This is a genomic window from Saccharopolyspora soli, from assembly GCF_022678645.1.
GTDB lineage: Bacteria > Actinomycetota > Actinomycetes > Mycobacteriales > Pseudonocardiaceae > Saccharopolyspora > Saccharopolyspora soli.
Map to the genome: position 1 here is coordinate 26,621 of NZ_JALBWV010000065.1, position 18,476 is coordinate 45,096.

Sequence of the window (18,476 nt, forward strand, 5' to 3'; positions counted from 1 at the left end):
AGCGCACAGCCGGTCGAGCGAACCGGCCAGGAGGACATGGATGGCGAACCAGCAAGCCCCCGAAGGTGATACCGACTCGGTGCTGGTGGTGATCCCCACCTACAACGAGCGGGACAACCTGGAGCCGATCGTGCGACGGCTGTTCGCCGCCGTGCCTACGGCGCACCTGCTGGTCGTCGATGACAACAGCCCGGACGGCACCGGCGAGACCGCCGACGAACTCGCCGCGGGCGACGAACGGATGCACGTGCTGCACCGGACCGAGAAGGCCGGGCTCGGCGCGGCGTACGTGGCGGGCTTCGAATGGGCGCTGGCCCGGAGCTACGCCGCGATCGTCGAGATGGACGCCGACGGTTCGCACTCACCCGAGGACCTCCCCCGGCTGATCGGCATGCTCGGACCGGACGGGACCGGCGCCGACGTCGTGCTGGGTTCGCGCTACGTGCCCGGCGGGCGGACGGTGAACTGGCCGCTGTACCGGGAGCTGCTGTCCCGCGGCGCGAACGTCTACTCCAAACTGGCGCTCGGCCTGTCGGTCAACGACATCACTTCCGGTTACCGTGTGTACCGGCGCGAGGTCCTGGAGAAGCTCCGGCTGCACAGCATCGCTTCGCAGGGTTACTGCTTCCAGGTGGATCTGACGTTGCGCGCGGTGCAGGCCGGGTTCGTGGTGGTCGAGACGCCGATCACGTTCGTGGAGCGCGAGATCGGCAGCTCGAAGATGAGCGGCGCTGTCGTGCGCGAGGCGCTGCTGCGGGTGACGACGTGGGGCCTGCGCCGCCGCGGCCACCAAGCAGCCGACGTGCTGCGGTCGTTCCTGCGCTGAACACACCGAAGCGCCTGGACCCAACTGTCCCAGGCGCTTCGTCGAATCCGGTGCTCAACGGCTAGCCGCGCCGCTCCCGCAGCAGGTCCAGGCGCTCGTTGAGCAGCTCCTCAAGTTCCGGGATGGTGCGTCGCTCCAGCAGCATGTCCCAGTGGGTGCGCGGCGGCTTGGCCTTCTTCTGCTCCGGCTCGTTGCCGTCGATGATCTTCGACTCGGTGCCGTGCAGACGGCATTCCCAGGTCGGCGGCACTTCGGCGTCGTCGGAGAAGGGCACCTCGAACTCGTGGCTCTTGGGGCAGGCGTAGCGCACCGTCCGGCGCGGTGCGAGGTCGTGGTTACGGTCGGTCTCGTAGCTCACCGCTCCGAGCCGGCTGCCACGCAGAACGCGGTCGGCCATGACGGTTCCTTTCACTTCGGCCCGGGGCCGAGCCCGGGCGGTTGTGCTCACCGTGTGCAACGACGGAGGACCCGCCATCTGTTCCCGGTGCAGTGCTTCTGGTTGCCGTCGGTGACGTTGTTCACCCATCAACGACGGCTTCTTCCTAGAGATGCAGTCGGTCTTCGTTCGTGACGCGTTATCCCACTCGCAATCTATAGGTGCGTTCGAACGGGTGATAGTGCCAGATGGTGAGTCACTATGGCCAAGCCAGGCCTGGGGAAACCGGCCAGAGTGGGACGGAGATCACGACACGGACGGCAGGCTTGACAAGTAAATCGGTAACTGAATGTAGCGGCATTTGGTTCCTTGCTGTCACAACGCTGTGTACCGGCATATTCCAAGAAGGCTGCCGACTCCGGACGGGCCCGTCACCAGCATGGAGCAATGCGGCCCCGGTGGCGAGGCAGGTGCGGATAGTTACACACCGCACACGCACGGTCGCCACCGCGCCGCTCAGAGGACCTTCGGCGCGGGGTTTCCGACCGCCTCGATCGCCCGCCGCACCGGCACCAGCGCGACCAGCACCAACCCGACGGCGAAGAACACCACCAGCGAGATGATCGCCAGCCGGAACGATCCGGTCGCCTGCCCGACCCCGGCGAACACCAGCGGTCCCAACCACGACGTGGACCGCTCGCCCACCTCGTACAGCGAGAAGTACTCGGCCTCCCGACCGGGTGGCACCATTTGGCTGAACAGCGAGCGGGACAAGGCGTTGGTGCCGCCGAGCACCAGGCCGATGCCCACCGCCAGGCCGTAGAACTGCATGTCCTGCCCGGCCTGCACGAAGTACGCCGCCACCAGCACCACCAGCCAGGTGGCGAGGCTGATCAGGATCGTCTTCTTCGCGCCGATGCGCCGCGCCACCATCCCGTGCAGCATCCCGCCGACGAAGGCGATGAACTGCACGATGAGCAGCGTGATGATCAGCGAGTCCTGCGGCAGCTTGAGCTCCAGGTTGCCGTACTGGGCCGAAACCTGGGCGACCGTGGAGATCCCGTCGGTGTAGATCCAGTACGCGCCGAGGAACGCCAGCGTCAGCGGGAAGTGCTTCGCCTGCCGGAAGGTGGTGATCAACTGCTTGAAACCAGCCGTGACGGCAGAAGCTCCGCGCTCGGTGCCCTCCGGTGCGTGGTGCCGACGCAGCGCGGTCAGCGGCAGCAGCGTGAACACCGCCCACCAGATGCCCGACGACAGGAAGATCAGGCGCACCGCGGCGTCGGAGTCGAGCCCGACCGAGTCGTGCCCGAGGTAGATCACCAGGTGCATGGCCAACGCGACACCACCGCCCAGATAGCCGATGGCCCAGCCGCGGGTGGACACCTGGTCCCGCTCGTCGGCGTCGGCGATCTCCGGCAGGAACGAGTAGTAGACCACCACCGAAGCGCCGAAGCAGATGTTGGCGAGGATGAACAGCGCGACTCCGAGCTGCCAGTCCTGGCCGCCCACCAGCGCCAACAGCCCGGTGGTCGCCGCGCCGCCGAAGGCGAAGGCCGCGAGCATCAGCCGCTTGCTCTGCGTCCGGTCCGCGATCGCACCGGTGATCGGCAGCACGACCACCTGCACCACGGTGGCCACCGACAGCAGGTAGCCCCACAGCGAACCGGCCGGGAACGTCAGCCCGAGCACCGAGATGTCGCACTGCACCAACGAGTTGCCCTGCGGGCAGGCGTCCGGGCCGTTGCGCGCGACGTCCGCCCTGGCGGCCTCGGTGGCCACCGAGGTCAGGTACAGCGACAGGAAGACCGTGGTCACCGATGTCGGGAACACCGAGTTGGCCCAGTCGTACCAGCACCAACCGCGCTGTTCCCGGCGCCGCCTCCGCGCGGCATCCGGTGCCAGATCGCTGTCCATCAGGCTCATCCGTTCGGTCCTCCGGCCAATGTCACTCGATTGGGGGTAATCGGACCTTACTGGCTCAACGAATACGGCGGAGGTCCGTGCGGGGACAATGCGTAGTTCCACGCAGAAAGCACCCGAGCCGCCCCGCTTCGAGGGGAAATCTCGGACGCCGTCGCGCTCCAGGACTCCCGCGACACGGGAACTGCCGCCGAAGGGCTGGCCTGACGTCGAAATGCACAGTTGAGCACGGTCGCACTTCCCTATCCGCCGAATTCCGGCTGCGGCTCGCCGAAGCGCTCCCGCAACACCTCACGCAGCACGTCTGGCCGATCGGTGACCAGCCCATCGACGCCGAGATCCAGCAGCGACCGCATCACGGTGGCGTCGTCGACGGTCCAGGCGTGGATCTCAAGCCCCCAACGATGAGCCTGGCGGACGAACCCGGAATCGATCAACCGCAACGGCCCAACCTCCGGGGGAACCTGAGCAGCCCCGCCCATGACCGCCGAGCGCAGCGGCCACCCACCCCACCTCGAAGCCAGCCAGAGCAGCCCGGCCGACCGGCGCCCGGTCGAGGTCAGCAACTTCGGCCCGCCGCCGCGACGCAGCGCGACCACCCGATGCTCGGCGAACGACGCCAAGCACACCCGATCCCAAGCGTCGTGCGCGCGCAGCGTCCGCAGCACCGGCCCCACCGCCGAATCCTCCTTGACGTCGATGTTGAAGAACGCCTCCGGCAACTCCTCAAGCGCGGCGTCCAACCGGCACACCGGTTCCCGGCCGCCGATCAACGCCGAGCTGACAGCCGACCACGGCAGCCGCCGGATGGTGCCGCGACCGTCGGTGGTGCGCTCCAAAGTCGGATCGTGGTTGACCACCACAACGCCGTCAGCGGTCGCGTGCACATCGGTCTCGATGTACTGGTACCCCTCGGCGACGGCGCGGCGGAACGCGCTCAGCGAGTTCTCCAAATCATGCAGTTCTCCGAGATGCCAGCCGCGGTGGGCGAACGCGCGGGGCCGGGGACCGAGCAAGAAAGGATGCGTCACGCCCGCAACTCTGCCTGATCGGCGTGCCTGCGCTGCGCAGGCGGGGCCATTGACTAACGTGATCGATCGTGGATACCTCGGCACCACCGCCACGCCGCCAGCGTCAAGTCCGGCACTGCGCCTGGTGCGGGCGGCGTGTCCCGGAATCCGGACGCCAGGGACGTCCACGCCTGTACTGCGCGCAGTCCTGCCGCCAGCGCGCCTACGAACGCCGCACCGCAGTGCAGCGCGGCGGTCTGCCGGAAGACTCGGTGGTGCTCTCCGCGGCCGAGCTCGCGGACCTGCAGGACCGGCTGTTCCAACTGCGGTGCGCGGCCGAAGACGTCGTCACCGCGGTCGAGGACACCGCTGACCACGCGGAGTTGCGCAAGCTCGCGTGCCAAGTCGTGGACGTGGCATGCGAACTCGAACGGTTGAGGTGAGGACGAACGGAGCATTGTGCGTACCCGCCGGGATGACCAAGATGAGTTGGTCCCCATCGGTGGCGAGGAATCGACGGTGCCCGCACGTCCCGTGGTCCGCGGCCTGCGCCGCGCCGAACTGATCAGCCTGGATCCGACGGCTTCGGCGGTCTTCTACCGGGCGCTGCTCGACTGGACACCGGCGCCCGCCGGAATCGGCCTCGACTGCTGGGTGGGCAACCGGCGCTGCGCGGTGATGCGCGCGCCACGAGCCGACGAACAGCCCGGCTGGCGGCTGGTGTTCGCCGGAACCTCCCAGGACGGCTCGCTGACCGGCCCGGACGACACGACCGCACTGGTCGCGAAGGGACGCGCCCAGCACGGCCCCTGGGCACCGAGGCCACGACCGGGCGAACCCTGCTGGATCGAACTGCGCACCACCGACCCGCAACGCGCCGACCTGTTCTGGGCCGACACGCTGAACTGGGTGGTGCGCACCGATCGGCCAGGCTCCGACTACGTGGTCGGCGGACGGCCGCTGGCCTCCCGCACGAAGCGGCGATCGGCGGGCTGGGGCTGGTTGTGCTTCTTCGCGGTAACCGACGTCGACGCCGCCGGTGCCCAGGTGCTCGAACTCGGCGGCACGATCACCGACCAGGATGAGCACCCACTGCTGGGCCACACCGTCGTGATCGCCGACCCGGCTGGGGCGACGATCGGTCTGGCCAGCAGCAACACCTGGGGCTAGAACAACTCGCCGAGGACGTGCAGCGTGCGGTTCGCACGCACGGACAGCCGCTGCTCGCGGGCGGTCACGTCGATGTAGGTCTGGCTGGAGTTGATCGAGGAGTGCCCGAGCAGCTTGGCGATCTCGGCGGCGCTCGCCCCGTCCTCGGCGAGCCGGGTCGCGAAGGTGTGCCGCAGCGCGTGCACCATCGCCCCCGGCTGCACCCGATCGGAAAGCCCCGCGGCACGCAAGGACTGCCGCACCAGGTACTGCAAGCCGCCCCGGCGCAGCGGCTCGCCGTGGTGGTCGACGAACAACGGCTCACCACCGGGCAGCCGATCGCCGAACCGAGACCGCCGCGACCGCAAATAGGTCTGGATCAACGCATCCAGGCTGTCCTCGATCGGAATCGACCGGTTCTTCCCGCCCTTGCCGTGGACGTGCAACCGGCGGTCCCCAGCCCGACCGGCCAACGACGCGACGGTGAGCTCCAACAACTCGGCCGAACGCACCCCGGTGCACAACAGCGTGGACAGCAGGGCGAGATCGCGCTCCGGCCACGGATTGCGCGCCCGCCGAGCCCCAGCGGCGACCGTCCGCAGCAGCCGCTCGGGAGTGTCCTCGCCCTGCAGCGGCTTCGGCGTGGCGGGCAAGCTGCGCGGCTTCGGCACCACCTGCATCGGATTGCCCGGCACCGCACCCTCGACCACCAGGAACCCGAAGAACCCGTTCCAAGTCGACCAAGCACGGGTCACCGACGACGCGGAGCGAGCGGCGGCGAACCGGGCGAACGCCGACCGCAGCACCGACGCGTTTACCCGGTCCACCGGCAACCGGTCGGCATCGGTGCCGGTGAGGTCCACCAGCTCACCGGCCACCGACTCCAGATCGCGGCGATAAGCGCGCAGCGAGTTGGCCGCGAGCTTCCTGGCCTGCAGGTGTTCCAGGTAGATCTCGATCAAGCGCGCGACGTCCACGAAGCACCTCCCCGATGATCAACTCGGGTAGATGAAACCAGACCGCACCGACACTCAGCTGCTGCGGATGAACCGGTCCAGAACGCGCGTGCCGAACCGCAGCGACTCCACCGGAACCCGCTCGTCCACGCCGTGGAACAACGCGCTGAAGTCGAGGTCGGCGGGCAGCCGCAACGGCGAGAACCCGTAGCAGTTCATGCCCAACCGGCTGAACGACTTCGCGTCGGTCCCACCGGACATCATGTAGGGCAGCGTCTTCGCGCCGGGATCCTCGGCGAGCAGCGCGGCGGTCATCGCATCGACGATGCGCCCCTCGAACTTGGTCTCCACCGGCGGCAACCCGACCCACTCCCGCTCCACGTCGGGGCCGAGCAACTCGGCGAGCTCGCGGTCGAACGCCTCCTCCCGACCGGGCAGGATCCGGCAGTCCACGGCGGCCTCGGCGACCGAAGGAATCACGTTGTGCTTGTAACCGGCGGTGAGCATCGTCGGATTGGCGGTGTCGCGCAGCGTCGCGCCGACGATCCTCGACAGGTTGCCGAGCTTGGCGACCGCACCCTCGATGTCGTCCGCCGGGAAGTCCCAACCGGTGATCTCGGTGACACCATCGAGGAACTCGCGAACGGAGTCGGTCAGCACCAGCGGGAAGCGGTGCGTCCCGAGCTTGGCAACGGCGTGGGAGAGCTTGGTGACGGCGTTGTCCTCGTGCACCATCGAGCCGTGCCCGGCGCGAGCCCGCACCCGCAGCTTCAACCACCGAATGCCCTTCTCGGCGGACTGGATCAGGTAGGCGCGCACGCCGTCCTTGAGAGTGACGGAGAACCCGCCAACCTCGCTGATCGCCTCGGTGCAACCCTCAAACAGCTCGGGGCGATGATCGGCCAACCACTGCGCCCCGTGGAAACCACCGGCCTCCTCGTCGGCCACGAAAGCGAAGACGACGTCCCGCGGCGGGGTGATGCCATCGCGCTTGAGCCGCCGTGCCACGGCGAGGCTCATGGCCAACATGTCCTTCATGTCAACCGCGCCGCGCCCCCACACGTAACCGTCCTGAACGGCCCCGGAGAGGGGATGAACGGACCACTCGGCGGGATCGGCGGGCACGACGTCCAGGTGCCCGTGCACCAGCAGCCCACCACGCGCCGAATCGGCACCGGGCAACCGCGCGACGACGTTGCCCCGGCCAGGATGGTCACCGGACTCGACGTAGGTGACGTCGTACCCGACCTCGCTGAGCTTGCCCGCCACGTACTCAGCGGCAACCCGCTCCCCAACGAGGGTCTCGGGGTCGCCCGTATTGGTGGTATCGATGCCGATCAGGTCGCTGGCAAGACCAACCACCTCGTCCTCGGCCACCTGCAACCCAGCATCGTGATCAGTCCCGGAAATACCCACATCGCGCTCGCTCACCAGGCATTTCTATCACCTGAGCAACCACGAGGGGGGTCCCGTTGGGCATAGGTTGACCATGGGCTAACCTAGTCACACAACACAACGGGGCTGCCCACCAAAGGGCGGCCCTGAAGCGTCCGAGTGGCGGAATGGCAGACGCGCTAGCTTGAGGTGCTAGTGCCCTATTAACGGGCGTGGGGGTTCAAGTCCCCCCTCGGACACAAAAATGTGGCATCCCTGCTACATCTCACGTGCCAGTGGTTGAAGGCACTCCAACACGCTGAATCAGCGCCCCCATGGCTACCCCGCCGTCTGTGGTGGGGATGGTTCCCATGATCAAGCCGGTGGTTCCATCAACGACCCCCGTGCGGCAGGGCAACCAGTCGGTCACAGGTCGCTCCGGGGCCACTGGTGCCCGGCGAGCGCTCCCCTTGCCCGCAATCCCGGAACCACGCAGCCGTGACGCGGTCTACGGGCTGGCGGCTGTCGACAGCCGGGGCCGGGTTGCCGATCACGCAGTGCTGCGTGCCCTCGGCTGGACACCCGGCACACGGCTGGCCATCCGCGAGACCCATCACCTCCTGATCATCCAGACCGACTCCCACGGCGTGTTCCGTGTCACCAAGCAGGGGCACCTGCGGCTTCCCGCTCCGGTCCGGCACTGCTGCGACCTACGACCTGGGGACCGGGTCCTTCTGACCGCCGAACCCGCCAGGGGCGTCCTCGTCGTTCATCCGCCCGCTGTGCTGGATGACATGGTCGCGGACTGCCATTCCAGGCTGCTGGGCGGTGATCTCGCATGACTCCCCACCCCACAGGCCCGTCGAACCCGTCTTCGGCTGATCTGGACGCAGCACGGCTGCTGCTGGCCCGCATGGGCGTGTCGGCCGAGGAGCTTCTCACCACGCCTGCGGACGGGCCGCCGGTGCCCACGTTCGCCGAATACATCCCGATCGTCTCGGCTGCGGTCACCGACGGCACCCGCCGCGTCTATGGCTCCTACTGGAACCGCATCCACGACCACTGGGGCCATCGACGTCTCGACGAACCCACCCCCTCGGAAATCAAGCAGCTCGTCGAGCACATCAAGACCCACGTCGTCGCCCGCCGCAACGCACGCGGCGGCCGCAGCGCCGGCGAACACCTCATCGCCGCCCTCCGATGCCTCTACCGCCACGCCGAAAACGACGCACTCATCACCCCTGCCAACAACCCCGCCAGCAAAGTCGACAAACCCCGCCGACTCCCCTCCACCCGCCAAGCCGTCGCCGACACCCGACTCGCCGAAATCAACCACATCGCCGCCACCACCGGCAACGACCCCGCACTCGACACCCTCATCCTCCGACTCCACACCGAAACAGCCTGCCGCCGCGGCGGCGCCCTCGCCCTACGCCCCCAAGACCTCGACCCCACCCAATGCCTGATCTTCCTCAGAGAAAAAGGCGAAACCGTCCGCTGGCAACCCGTCTCCCCCACCCTGATGACCCACCTGCAGCACCACGCCGAACAACGCGGCGCCCCACGCACCGGGCAGCTACTGCGCTACACCAACAGCCGACCGATCACCACCCGCCGCTACGACCACCTCTGGAACCGCATCGGCACCCGCCTCCCCTGGGCCGCCACCCAACAAATCTCCACCCACTGGCTCCGCCACACCACCCTCACCTGGGTCGAACGCAACTTCGGCTACGCCATCGCCCGCGCGTACGCTGGCCACACCGAAAGCAGTAGTGGCGACGCTGGAACCACCACCACCTACATCCGCGCCACCATCGAAGAAATCGCCACCGCACTCGCGGCCCTCACCAGCGAATCACACCCACTCGCTCAACCAGACCACACCGCGGCCCACAAAATTAATTTCAATAAACGCTGAACGCATCCTTGATGCTGAATCCACATGCGACAATAACCAGAGAAGCCATAGGCCAGGCGGCCCTACCAATGGTTCGTCAGCGGTGGGTCATCCGGTTGTCGGGTTCAGCGGAAACTCCGGGATGTCTGACCAGTTCAGGGATTCGCCCAGGTGAGCCGCCACGACATCGGCGATGTGCTGAGCGCCAGCGATGTAGATGCGGGCACACGTGATCGCTCCGGCCAGCACCAACGAGTACTTCCCGTTCTGGGCTTGGCGAAGGACAGACGACGCTGGAGGCGCGTCCTTGCGAACCGGCCCTGGCCACACCTCACTACGCCAACCACTTGCAAGACCGTGCGCCAGACAGTGACGCACCTGCATCCACCCTTTCGCATCACGTCGTGCTTGATCCCAGGTCGACGAGTGCTCAGCGAAGAACGTCGTCTTTTCCGGTGGCTGCGGGAGCCAGACGTCAACCTTGAAGTCGCGCCCAACCTGGCCTTTGAGGTTCGGGAACTCCCGGTGCACCAGCGCCTCGAACTCCGCAAGGTCCGGTTCGAGAGGTTCACTTTCTTGACGATCTGCGCAAAGCTCTGCCCCTGCCGATAGAGCACCGTGGCGAAGAAATCCTCGACAAAGCTCTTAGCTTGCGTTTTAAGGTTTTTGTTGGGTTGTTTTGATTGCTGGGTGGCGTGGTGCTGGGCCTGTGCTGCTGCCTGGGGGGCGTCCTGGGCCTGGTCGGCTGGGTTTTGGTGGTCTGGTGATCACTGGCAGGTGGGTGTGGGTGCGTCGAAATCCCCGGCGGATTCGGGTGGGCGTGAGTGTGTGTGGCTCGCGGGGCTTTTCCCAGGGCAGGCGCTGGTCGGTGACCAGGGTACGGGCCAGGCGTAGCTGGGTGAGGGCCACCACGATCAGCCAGGTCCATCGGTCGGCTTGTTCGGGCAGTCGGACGCCCGGTGTGGTCCAGCCCAGGGTGTTCTTGGCGAATCGCAGGGTGTGCTCGATGTCGAATCGCCGGAGGTAAGCCCGCCACACCAGGTCCAGGTCGGGGGTATGGGGCCCGGAGTGCCACAGCCAGAGGGTGGTGGCGTTGGTGCGGGTCGAGGGCTTGGGTAACCGTTGTACGTCGACGCGGATGACCGTGCCTTCCACGATCGGTGGCCGGTGCATGCCAGCCCAGTGGCCCCGACAGCCGAGTTTAGGGTGCAGCCGCGACCATCCGCGCACTCTCACCTGGCCGTATCTGTTGTCGGTGATGGTCAACTGCTGGTCAGGCGTGCCCCAGGTGGCGGGATCCTTGCAGGCGAATCGCTGGCCGTGGCGGGGCGGACGGCCTGGCTTACCATCGGCCCGCACGGCCGGGGCCGGACCGTGGAATACCCGGTCATTTTTGATCCGTACCAGCACCTGGGCCCGGTCGCCGCGTAGCTCCCAGGACAAGGCGATGGGGTCGTAACCTGCGTCGAAGACGAACACCGGGAACCCACCGGTGTCCTGGAGTCGGCCCAGCAGGGTGCGGATTTGGGTGACCGTGACCGCCACTGTGCTCTGGCCGGGGCGGATACGCTGGGCGTCCATCGGCGCAGTCCAGGAGTTCGCCGCGTGGTTCAACTGGCAGATCCACTGATATGACCAACCCGCCACGATCGGCTGTCCCGCCGAGTGCTTCGAGGGATGGTAGTAGAAACCCCGCTGTGGTGAGGTTTCCGCATCGCAACGCTCCACAGTGGAAGCGTCTACCGCGAAAACCAGCGGCCAGTCCGCCGGGCGGTGTGCTGCCAGCACAGCGCGCAGTGCGTCCTCATCGATACGCCTCCGAGCCAATGCCTCATACAAGCTGCCGTGCCCGCGCCGGAATTCCGGCTCCAGGCACAACCGCACCAGAGACGACACCGGCCCCTCGGCGCACAGCACAGCATCCGCCAGCTCGAACAACGCATCCGAACGCGTAACCAGACACCGGTAAAACTCCCGCCGGAACCCCGACAGCTCCCCGCACCCGTTGACCCGGTCGGCATCGTGCACACTACTCACAGCAGCCCTTGTGTTGATCTTCTTCCATCAGCAAGAAGCATGATCAACCAAGGGCTGCTGCCATGAACAACCAGGCACCAAACACCAACCCCACACCTTAAAACGCAAGCTAAGAGCGGTCATGGCGACGGCACGAGGACGCCGCCGTGCCACAGCGCAGACGGACAGGGTTTTGTGTGCGCTGCGGTTTGTGTCAGGGCTGCTCGGTGATGTTCAACGAGGCGAGCGTGTTCTCCCGGTCGCGGATGTAGGCGAGGTCGGTGACCACCGCGGGGCGGAACCAGTTCAGGACAGCGGCCAGCGCATCCCGTTCAGGACGATTCACCGGGATCTGCCGGGTAACGAGGCTTGCCGACAGCTCGTTGATCAGCATCGCCCATTCACCGACACGGCTCAGTGTCCGATACTCCTCCACCCGGTCAGACGGGAGGCGATCGGCCAACTGCTCTAGGAGGGCCTGCGAATCCGTACTGAGCTTGCGCAGATCATCATGAGTGATGACCCGTGGCTGATCGGAGACCTGGATCGCAGCAAGTGTCTGGTCACGGTTGCGGACGTAGTCGTTATCGCCGGCGTCGGGGCAGGCCGCGTCGAGCAGCTGGGCCAGTGTTTCCTTTTCGGCCGGTGTCACTTCGGTGCGGCGACTGACCAGCATCTTGCAGATTTCGTTGAGCAGCGACACCGACTCGCCGGCTTCGCCCAGAGCGCGGTAGGAGGCCAACCGACGCTGCGGGAGCCGGTCGGCGAGCTGCTCCAGCAACTCCCGCACCGCCTCGTTCAGTTTGGCTGCCTGCATGGTCGTTGTGTCTCCGCTCACTCGCTTCAGGGTACCGGGTGCGGGTTGCCGAACTCGTCGTTCTGAACGACGCCCTCCCCGCGCACCGGGTAGCCGGTTTTGACCTGTCCCTCTGGGGTCACGTAGCCCTCGATCTCCACGCCGTCCCTGGTTCCGCTGAACCTGTAGTTCCCGCTGTCCGAGAGCACTGGCGGGCTGTCCGGGTTCTTCGCGACCCCCTCGACAGCCTCGATGATCTGGGAGTCGTCCCAAGACTCGGGGAACTCGGTCTTGTTCGGGATTCCTGTGCCGTAGAAGTGACCACCGGTTCCATCGGCGCCGCCATCAAGGATGTGGATCTGATCAATCTCCGGGGTATGGATGTCGGCCGGGTTCGGCGTGTCCCCGACGACCTGGTCCCAGGCCGTGGCCTCAGTGGACTGCGTCGGCAGATCGTTACTGTTGTCGGTGTCGATGGGCTCGATCGCGTCATCGCCTGCCGCTTCGGTGGCCATGCCCGCGATCGAGGCCCCCACCATGCCGACTCCGGTCGCAACACCAGCCGCGGAGGCGACACCAAGCGGACCTCCGGCCACGACGCCGACTCCGCTGGCATCCAGCACCCCACTGGCAGCCACACCAGCAGCGCTGACGGCCGTGAGCGCCGCCCCACCCACAGCGCCGAGGATCATTTCAGGATGGTTGACCGCGGCATTGCCCGCCGAGGCCAGAGCATTCAGCGCGTGGGCACCGGCGGTACCGACCGCGCTCGCCGCCTGCTCCAGCCACGTGGGTTCCTCCGGTGCCCGGTCGCGGGCCTTGCCCACGGCATCGGCTGCGACCTCGCCCGCGGTAGCCAACTGGGCCCGAGCGCGGTCGAGCATGTCTCGGGCGGTTTGTCGCGTGGCCTCACCAGGATCAGCAAAGGGAACCACCGCAGTGCCGGGCGGCGCGTGCTGCACGGCCTTGTCGTGCTCGGCGGCAGCGTGGCGGGTAGCGGCTTGCCCCTCGTCCCACAGCCGGATCGCCTCAGTGGCCTGGCCCTGAGCCCACGTCATTGTCGAGATGTAGGTCTCCAGCGCCTTGCTCGCCGCGTGGAAACAATCGCCGGCCTCCAGCCACCTGGCCGGCTCACCATCGAAAGCGTCACGGAACTGGTCGGCTGCTTCTCCGCTCCAACCCTCCTCGGTGTCAATGCGTTGAAGTCCCGCCCCGGCCTCGTGCAGAAGATCGCCGTAGATCGTCATCGACCAGACGGTCGTACGGATGCTGTCGGTGTTTCCCGGTATCAGGGCCTTCGGGTCGCCGCTCTCACCGAGCTCGGCCATCACCGGACCGCCGGATCATCGCCACTGCCCTGCAGGATCTCATCAAAACGGTCCCGCGCACCCTGATCTAACGCCTCGTAGGACGTGACGCACTCGGCGAGCCGCCCGGAAATCTCCTGGGCATCTTTGGCGAGATTCTCCACCCCCAGCGACCAGCGAGTGCAGAAGTCCTCGACCGTGTCGGCGAGCCGACCATGGCCCATCGCCGCCTTGTCGCAGTCGATGTCACTGACCTTGCGGCGGCTCACCTGTTCCAACGTCCCAGCCACCCCGTCCGCCGCGTCTTTCAACGCCGCGAGATCAACGCGGAATCCCTCCGCCACAGGCCCCGATCCTCCCCGGAATCGTTCAATCCGACCGCCCCACAGGCTAAACACCGGCGGCCACCCCCGGACCGGTTCCCTTCTACATCGCCCAATTGGATCAAGACACACAAGGACGCTCATGACTCGCTTTCCAGGTACGCCAGCCTGCTCGTCGGACGCCGACGGTGACGGTGACGGTGACGCGGCGATGATCGGAGGACGGCCGGTCCGGGCCGCGTTGTGGGGGTACGCGGTAGTCGGCGTGGTGAGGAACGATACCGAAGGCGACCTGCCGAAAACCTGATCGCTGCATAGCATCGTGAACTCGTACCTGCCTCTGTTGGGAGCAACGCGATGACCGAGCGGGCTGACCGGAGAGATCCGTGGCCTTTCCGCACCTCGTCCTCCGCACACCGCGACTGGAACTCGGCCCTATGACGACGAAGGACTGCTCGAACTCGCCGAAGTCGCCATCGCGGCAGTGCACCCGCCGGACGGGCTGCCCTTGGGCAGGCCGTGGCGCGACGAGTCGACCGAGGACATCGCCCGGGGCTTGGTACAAGCGCTCTGGCGTGATCGCGCGAACCTCAGCCCCGCGAACTGGTCGCTGAACTTCCTCATCCGCCGAGACGGCCAAGTGATCGGATTCCAAGGCATCTCCGCTGACCAGTTCGCGATCAAGCCCGGGGTCACGACCGCGTCGTGGCTTGGACCCGTTGACCGGACTACGGGGCGACACGCCGGGGCGGTCGGTGCTGCGGTTGGTGGTTGATCGGTAGAAGTCACGCGATCTATCCCGATAGGAGGTTGTGTGAGTTCGCTGGATGAGGTCGAGCGGGACATCCCCCGGATCGTGCTACCCCGATGGGGCCAGGTGACCACAGTGGATGACCCAGTGCCCTGGCAGGTCATCGACCACGCCGGAACACCAGTGGAACCGATCCAATGGTTCTTCCGCGATTTCGTGGCTCGTGGACACTCGACGTCGAACCTGCACAGCTACGGCTATGACCTGCTGCGCTGGTGGCGCTGGCTGCGCGCCATTGAGGTGGACTGGGACAAGGCGACCTCGGCGGAAATCCGTGATTATGTCCTGTGGCTGCGGCAGACACAGAAGCCGCGAAATCATGCCCGGACCCGGTCGGCAGCTATAGCGGGTCAGGTGAACCCGGTGACCCGCAAGCAGAACTCGGCGATACCTATGAGGCTCGGACGGTGCGGCATTCGAATGCGGTGCTGCGCAGCTTCTACGAGTATTGGATCGACCGCGGCGAGGGTCCGCTGGTCAATCCGGTCGCCTTGGGCCGGGCCGGTCGTCGACCGAATGCGCATCACAACCCGTTGGGGCCGTTCCGGCCGGAGAGCCGGATCCGCTACAACCCGAAACTGTCCAAACCGAAACCCCGGGCGATGCCGAATGAGCGGTGGAACGACCTGTTCGCCTGCCTTCGGTCGAACCGGGATCGGGCCTGTTGGCGTTGGCCGTCAGCAATGGCGCTCGGGCCGCCGAGCTGCTGGGCATGCGTGGCGTTGACGTCGACTGGGGTGAACAGCTGATCCGGGTCTGCCGGAAGGGAAGTGGTGCTACGCAGTGGCTTCCGGCCAGCCCGGAAGCGTTCGTGTGGCTTCGCCTCTACCTCGCCGATCTGGGCGCACCGTTGGAGCCGAACGACCCGGTGTGGTGGACCCTGCGTCGCCGCGATCACGGGCACGGGTTGCGGCGGCAGCCGATGAACTACGAAGCGCTGCGGGCGGTGTTTTGACGGGTCAACGCCCTGCTGGGCACCAGGACGAACGTATCCAGGAAGCCAAGATCAACGGCTGGTCCGGCGAAATCGAGGGCTTGAACGTCAGTTTGGAAGCGGCAAGCCGCAAGTTGGTCAGCCTCGACCGGATGCGCGACCGGCAACCCACCGGCCCGGTCAACCTCGGCATACCGATCATCACCACCTGATCACCGGGCTCGCTACGGCCGGTCGAACCTAGCGGTGAAGGCGGCGGCGTCGCCGCCTTCACCGCAGCCGAAACAATGGAAGGTGCCGTGGCTCGGTCGCACCCGGAACATCGACGATCCACAGAACGGACATGCCCCGCGCAACTGACCAGCACCATGCTGTCGCAGCACGACGTGCTGGCTCACCGCCTCGACGATGTCGTCCGGATCGGGTTGCTGGCCAGCTGCGATCGCCACCGACATGCCCACCAGCCTAAGCCCCACGCACGACGCATACGGCAGTGCTGCGGGCGCCAGCAGCTCCACTGCCCCGGGCTTGGCTAGTGTCAGGCCCATGGACCAGAAGTCACTCCAGTCATCCTCGCGACGCTGGATGCAAGCCGCGTTCGAGGCGTTCGGCCGCGGCGAGTCCCTCGACTTCGCTGTCCACCATGCCGGCGTCGGCTTGGAGCACCTGCTGAAGGCATACCTCTGCTCTCTGCACCCGGCACTGATCATCGAAGCAACGCATTGGGCCTCGCTGCTGCACGCAGTCGGGCACGGCGACCGCTCAGGCGTCCCGGCAAGCCGCACCAAATCCATCGGGCTGAAGGTGGCGTTCGATCGCACGCGAGCGTTGCTCAAGCCCAAGATCACGGTCGCCGATCCGGCATTCGAGCGGGTCTTCGCAGCTCGGAACGGTGTTGCGCATGTTGGCACACACGATGCCGACGCCGCGCGAGCAGTGCTCGGCACCTGCATCAGAATCGCCACGCCCGTCCTGGCCGAGCTCGAGATCGACCTAGAGCGCTACTGGGGTCACTACACCGCCCTCGTCGATAAGCTAGCCGACGAGCGGAACAACGAACTGCGTGTCACGTTCGAGGCCAAAATCGCACGAGCGAAGCGCGCGTTCCAGCAGCGATTCGATGACCTCCCGTCGCCGCAACGGGAAAGCGTGGTCGCCGCGTTCGGGGCAACTCGCTCCGTCTATACCGGCTACGACGTGTCAATCGGCTGCCCCGCATGCGAGGGCACCGGATGGGTGCACAGCACGGACGGTGCAGTCGTTGACTGGCGCAATGCCACCGAGAATGAGGCCGGGGAATCAGTGCCTGCGGTGACGATCTACGCGTCCGCCTTCAGTTGCGCCGTCTGTGGCCTGGAACTCGAAGGCGACGAGCTTGACCTCGCCGATCTTGAGAAGGAACACCATCTCGACGTCGACAACCCCGAGGACTACTACCCGGTTGACGAGGATCTCGCTTACGAGAGCTGGCGCGACGACCAACTAACTGAGTCATAACGGACAACTCTTAGTCCGGAAAAGGATGCCGTTTCAGGGCGCAGGACTCGGCACCGAGGCCCGCGCGGCCGTGCTCATCCTGACCTTCGACTACCTGGCTGACTCGCTGGACCTGACCAACTTCGGCACCGAATACGTCAAACCGGACCAGGTCGTCCTGCCGATCGTGACCGCCGACAGCCACCACGTTCCTCACCTGCAACTCGCAGATCTCGTCGTTGCCGCCACCACAGCCGCCTACGCCGGACACCCGAGCGGCTTGGACCTGGCTCCGCTGCTACCGCCACTCATGCACCGACACAAACTCAACTGCGTCAACGGCGCTGGAATCGTTCTGGGGCCCCAAGCACATGAACCTCTCCAAGCTGATCGACGGATCGCCCCCTCGTGCGCGGGGAGCACCCGGCCAGCCCCACCGTGCGCGGCTTGTGCAAGGGACCATCCCCGCATCCGCGGGGAGCACGTGATACCCAGCCTGCCGCCAATGGATTGGTACGGATCATCCCCGCGTCTGCGGGGAGCACCCTGTGCCGTGCCATAAGTCGCCACTCGGTCGGCGACCTGGGGTTTCGCTGAGTTCCGTGATCAAGCCATGATCGCTGGTCATGGTGTTTCGACTGCTGTACATGGCACTGGTGACGATGTTCGGTTGGCTGGGGCTGCTCACCCGGCGTGCCGCGGCCAAGGACGTCGAGATCCTCGTGTTGCGGCATGAGCTGACGGCGTTACGCCGCCAGGTCGGTCGGCGGCCGCAGCTGTCGTGGCCGGATCGCGGCATCCTGTCCGCGCTGACCCGCCTGCCGCCTCGCAGCCTGCGACTGGGGCGGATCGTCACACCCTCAACGCTCCTGGCGTGGCATCGGCATCTGATCATCAAGAAGTGGACCTACCAGCAGCGGTCAGGCCGCCCACCGATCAGCACGGAACTCCGCGATCTGATCGTCCGTTTGGCGCAGGAAAACCCCAGGTGGGGGCACCGGCGCATCCAGGGCGAGTTGATCGGCCTGGGGCATCACGTCGGTGCGGGCACGATCCGCCGCATCCTGCGGCAGTCCCGTATCGGCCCCGCACCACGCGGCACATACACGTCCTGGCGCAGCTTCCTGCGAGCTCAGGCATCCGGACTGCTGGCTGTCGATTTCTTCCACCTTGACACCATCAGCCTTCGTCGGCTGTATGTCCTGTTCGCCATGGAGGTCCGCACCCGCGCCGTGCATATCCTCGGGGTCACCGCGCACCCGACCGGAGCCTGGACCACCCAGGCCGCCCGCAACCTGG

The 18,476-nt window shown here is 66.5% G+C and carries 21 protein-coding genes and 1 tRNA gene; 11 read left to right on the forward strand and 11 right to left on the reverse strand.

Annotated elements, in window-relative coordinates; all coding sequences use genetic code 11:
• Positions 1-40: 40 nt before the first annotated feature.
• Positions 41-826, forward strand: a complete 786-nt coding sequence (locus MOQ72_RS35185; RefSeq protein ID WP_242190153.1) for a polyprenol monophosphomannose synthase — start codon at positions 41-43, stop codon at positions 824-826.
• Between the two features lie 61 nt (positions 827-887).
• Here the strand turns inward: MOQ72_RS35185 and MOQ72_RS35190 are convergent, their stop codons facing one another.
• The 3 genes from MOQ72_RS35190 to MOQ72_RS35200 form a co-directional block, all read right to left on the reverse strand.
• On the reverse strand, positions 888-1,223 hold the full coding sequence (locus tag MOQ72_RS35190; RefSeq protein ID WP_242190154.1) for an RNA polymerase-binding protein RbpA: 336 nt from the start codon (positions 1,221-1,223) through the stop codon (positions 888-890).
• A gap of 495 nt (positions 1,224-1,718) precedes the next feature.
• On the reverse strand, positions 1,719-3,128 hold the full coding sequence (locus tag MOQ72_RS35195; protein ID WP_242190155.1) for an MFS transporter: 1,410 nt from the start codon (positions 3,126-3,128) through the stop codon (positions 1,719-1,721).
• Positions 3,129-3,367: 239 nt separating this feature from the next.
• Entirely contained in the window at positions 3,368-4,156 is a 789-nt protein-coding gene (locus tag MOQ72_RS35200; RefSeq protein ID WP_242190156.1) for a glycerophosphodiester phosphodiesterase family protein, read from the reverse strand.
• Positions 4,157-4,224: 68 nt separating this feature from the next.
• On the opposite strand from MOQ72_RS35200, the gene MOQ72_RS35205 reads away from it, so the two are divergent.
• Positions 4,225-4,578: a hypothetical protein gene (locus MOQ72_RS35205; protein WP_242190157.1), complete on the forward strand. Its 354-nt coding sequence runs from the start codon at positions 4,225-4,227 to the stop codon at positions 4,576-4,578.
• A 76-nt stretch (positions 4,579-4,654) separates the two neighbouring features.
• Complete coding sequence (locus tag MOQ72_RS35210) at positions 4,655-5,305, forward strand: VOC family protein (protein ID WP_242190158.1); 651 nt, start codon at positions 4,655-4,657, stop codon at positions 5,303-5,305.
• Here MOQ72_RS35210 and MOQ72_RS35215 read toward each other — a convergent pair.
• Together MOQ72_RS35215 and MOQ72_RS35220 are read right to left on the reverse strand one after the other, a co-directional pair.
• The gene (locus tag MOQ72_RS35215) at positions 5,302-6,261 is read right to left on the reverse strand and encodes a tyrosine-type recombinase/integrase (protein WP_242190159.1); all 960 of its coding nucleotides are present in this window, start codon (positions 6,259-6,261) and stop codon (positions 5,302-5,304) included. The two genes, MOQ72_RS35210 and MOQ72_RS35215, sit on opposite strands and share 4 nt — an antisense overlap.
• A gap of 54 nt (positions 6,262-6,315) precedes the next feature.
• Positions 6,316-7,671 carry a M20/M25/M40 family metallo-hydrolase gene (locus tag MOQ72_RS35220; protein WP_242190160.1) on the reverse strand — a complete coding sequence of 452 codons (1,356 nt, stop codon included), beginning with the start codon at positions 7,669-7,671 and terminating at the stop codon, positions 6,316-6,318.
• 117 nt (positions 7,672-7,788) lie between these two features.
• Here MOQ72_RS35220 and MOQ72_RS35225 point away from each other — a divergent pair.
• The 3 genes from MOQ72_RS35225 to MOQ72_RS35235 all read left to right on the forward strand — a co-directional run bounded on the left by MOQ72_RS35225 (position 7,789) and on the right by MOQ72_RS35235 (position 9,535).
• Positions 7,789-7,874: transfer RNA gene (locus MOQ72_RS35225), tRNA-Leu, on the forward strand.
• 210 nt (positions 7,875-8,084) lie between these two features.
• A complete protein-coding gene (locus MOQ72_RS35230) occupies positions 8,085-8,456 on the forward strand; it encodes an AbrB/MazE/SpoVT family DNA-binding domain-containing protein (RefSeq protein WP_242190161.1) in 372 nt (123 codons plus the stop codon).
• The gene (locus MOQ72_RS35235; protein ID WP_242190162.1) at positions 8,453-9,535 is read left to right on the forward strand and encodes a tyrosine-type recombinase/integrase; all 1,083 of its coding nucleotides are present in this window, start codon (positions 8,453-8,455) and stop codon (positions 9,533-9,535) included. Before MOQ72_RS35230 ends, MOQ72_RS35235 begins: the two co-directional genes overlap by 4 nt.
• Before the next feature lie 87 nt (positions 9,536-9,622).
• Here MOQ72_RS35235 and MOQ72_RS35240 read toward each other — a convergent pair whose 3' ends face one another.
• From MOQ72_RS35240 to MOQ72_RS35260, 5 genes are all read right to left on the reverse strand, one after another.
• Positions 9,623-10,045: a hypothetical protein gene (locus MOQ72_RS35240; RefSeq protein ID WP_242190163.1), complete on the reverse strand. Its 423-nt coding sequence runs from the start codon at positions 10,043-10,045 to the stop codon at positions 9,623-9,625.
• Positions 10,046-10,171: 126 nt separating this feature from the next.
• Positions 10,172-11,542 (reverse strand): NF041680 family putative transposase, encoded by a 1,371-nt coding sequence (locus MOQ72_RS35245; RefSeq protein WP_242190164.1) that lies wholly within the window; start codon positions 11,540-11,542, stop codon positions 10,172-10,174.
• 202 nt (positions 11,543-11,744) lie between these two features.
• The gene (locus MOQ72_RS35250; RefSeq protein WP_242190165.1) at positions 11,745-12,368 is read right to left on the reverse strand and encodes a hypothetical protein; all 624 of its coding nucleotides are present in this window, start codon (positions 12,366-12,368) and stop codon (positions 11,745-11,747) included.
• A gap of 5 nt (positions 12,369-12,373) precedes the next feature.
• On the reverse strand, positions 12,374-13,654 hold the full coding sequence (locus MOQ72_RS35255; RefSeq protein WP_242190166.1) for a putative T7SS-secreted protein: 1,281 nt from the start codon (positions 13,652-13,654) through the stop codon (positions 12,374-12,376).
• Positions 13,654-13,977, reverse strand: coding sequence for a hypothetical protein (locus MOQ72_RS35260; protein WP_242190167.1), 324 nt, complete (start codon positions 13,975-13,977; stop codon positions 13,654-13,656). The genes MOQ72_RS35255 and MOQ72_RS35260 overlap by 1 nt, the downstream gene beginning before the upstream one ends.
• A gap of 946 nt (positions 13,978-14,923) precedes the next feature.
• On the opposite strand from MOQ72_RS35260, the gene MOQ72_RS45820 reads away from it, so the two are divergent.
• Genes MOQ72_RS45820 through MOQ72_RS35270 form a run of 3 tightly spaced genes read left to right on the forward strand, consistent with a single transcriptional unit; the run spans position 14,924 to position 15,913 of the window.
• On the forward strand, positions 14,924-15,493 hold the full coding sequence (locus MOQ72_RS45820) for a site-specific integrase (RefSeq protein ID WP_372495613.1): 570 nt from the start codon (positions 14,924-14,926) through the stop codon (positions 15,491-15,493).
• Positions 15,384-15,722, forward strand: coding sequence for a site-specific integrase (locus tag MOQ72_RS35265; protein ID WP_242190168.1), 339 nt, complete (start codon positions 15,384-15,386; stop codon positions 15,720-15,722). Before MOQ72_RS45820 ends, MOQ72_RS35265 begins: the two co-directional genes overlap by 110 nt.
• Entirely contained in the window at positions 15,719-15,913 is a 195-nt protein-coding gene (locus tag MOQ72_RS35270) for a hypothetical protein (RefSeq protein ID WP_242190169.1), read from the forward strand. Before MOQ72_RS35265 ends, MOQ72_RS35270 begins: the two co-directional genes overlap by 4 nt.
• A gap of 12 nt (positions 15,914-15,925) precedes the next feature.
• Here the strand turns inward: MOQ72_RS35270 and MOQ72_RS35275 are convergent, their stop codons facing one another.
• Entirely contained in the window at positions 15,926-16,156 is a 231-nt protein-coding gene (locus tag MOQ72_RS35275; protein WP_242190170.1) for a CHC2 zinc finger domain-containing protein, read from the reverse strand.
• Positions 16,157-16,247: 91 nt separating this feature from the next.
• On the opposite strand from MOQ72_RS35275, the gene MOQ72_RS35280 reads away from it, so the two are divergent.
• A complete protein-coding gene (locus MOQ72_RS35280; protein ID WP_242190171.1) occupies positions 16,248-17,198 on the forward strand; it encodes a hypothetical protein in 951 nt (316 codons plus the stop codon).
• Between the two features lie 605 nt (positions 17,199-17,803).
• Positions 17,804-18,476: helix-turn-helix domain-containing protein (locus MOQ72_RS35285; RefSeq protein WP_372495612.1), on the forward strand; the 673-nt coding region annotated here is incomplete at its 3' end.

Bases quoted from the DNA above. Each gene is read 5' to 3' on its own strand.
- MOQ72_RS35275 (WP_242190170.1), bottom strand. From the start codon at position 16,156: ATGTCGGTGGCGATCGCAGCTGGCCAGCAACCCGATCCGGACGACATC.
- MOQ72_RS35190 (WP_242190154.1), bottom strand. From the start codon at position 1,223: ATGGCCGACCGCGTTCTGCGTGGCAGCCGGCTCGGAGCGGTGAGCTAC.
- MOQ72_RS35195 (WP_242190155.1), bottom strand. From the start codon at position 3,128: ATGAGCCTGATGGACAGCGATCTGGCACCGGATGCCGCGCGGAGGCGG.
- MOQ72_RS35185 (WP_242190153.1), top strand. From the start codon at position 41: ATGGCGAACCAGCAAGCCCCCGAAGGTGATACCGACTCGGTGCTGGTG.
- MOQ72_RS35280 (WP_242190171.1), top strand. From the start codon at position 16,248: ATGGACCAGAAGTCACTCCAGTCATCCTCGCGACGCTGGATGCAAGCC.
- MOQ72_RS35255 (WP_242190166.1), bottom strand. From the start codon at position 13,654: ATGGCCGAGCTCGGTGAGAGCGGCGACCCGAAGGCCCTGATACCGGGA.
- MOQ72_RS35235 (WP_242190162.1), top strand. From the start codon at position 8,453: ATGACTCCCCACCCCACAGGCCCGTCGAACCCGTCTTCGGCTGATCTG.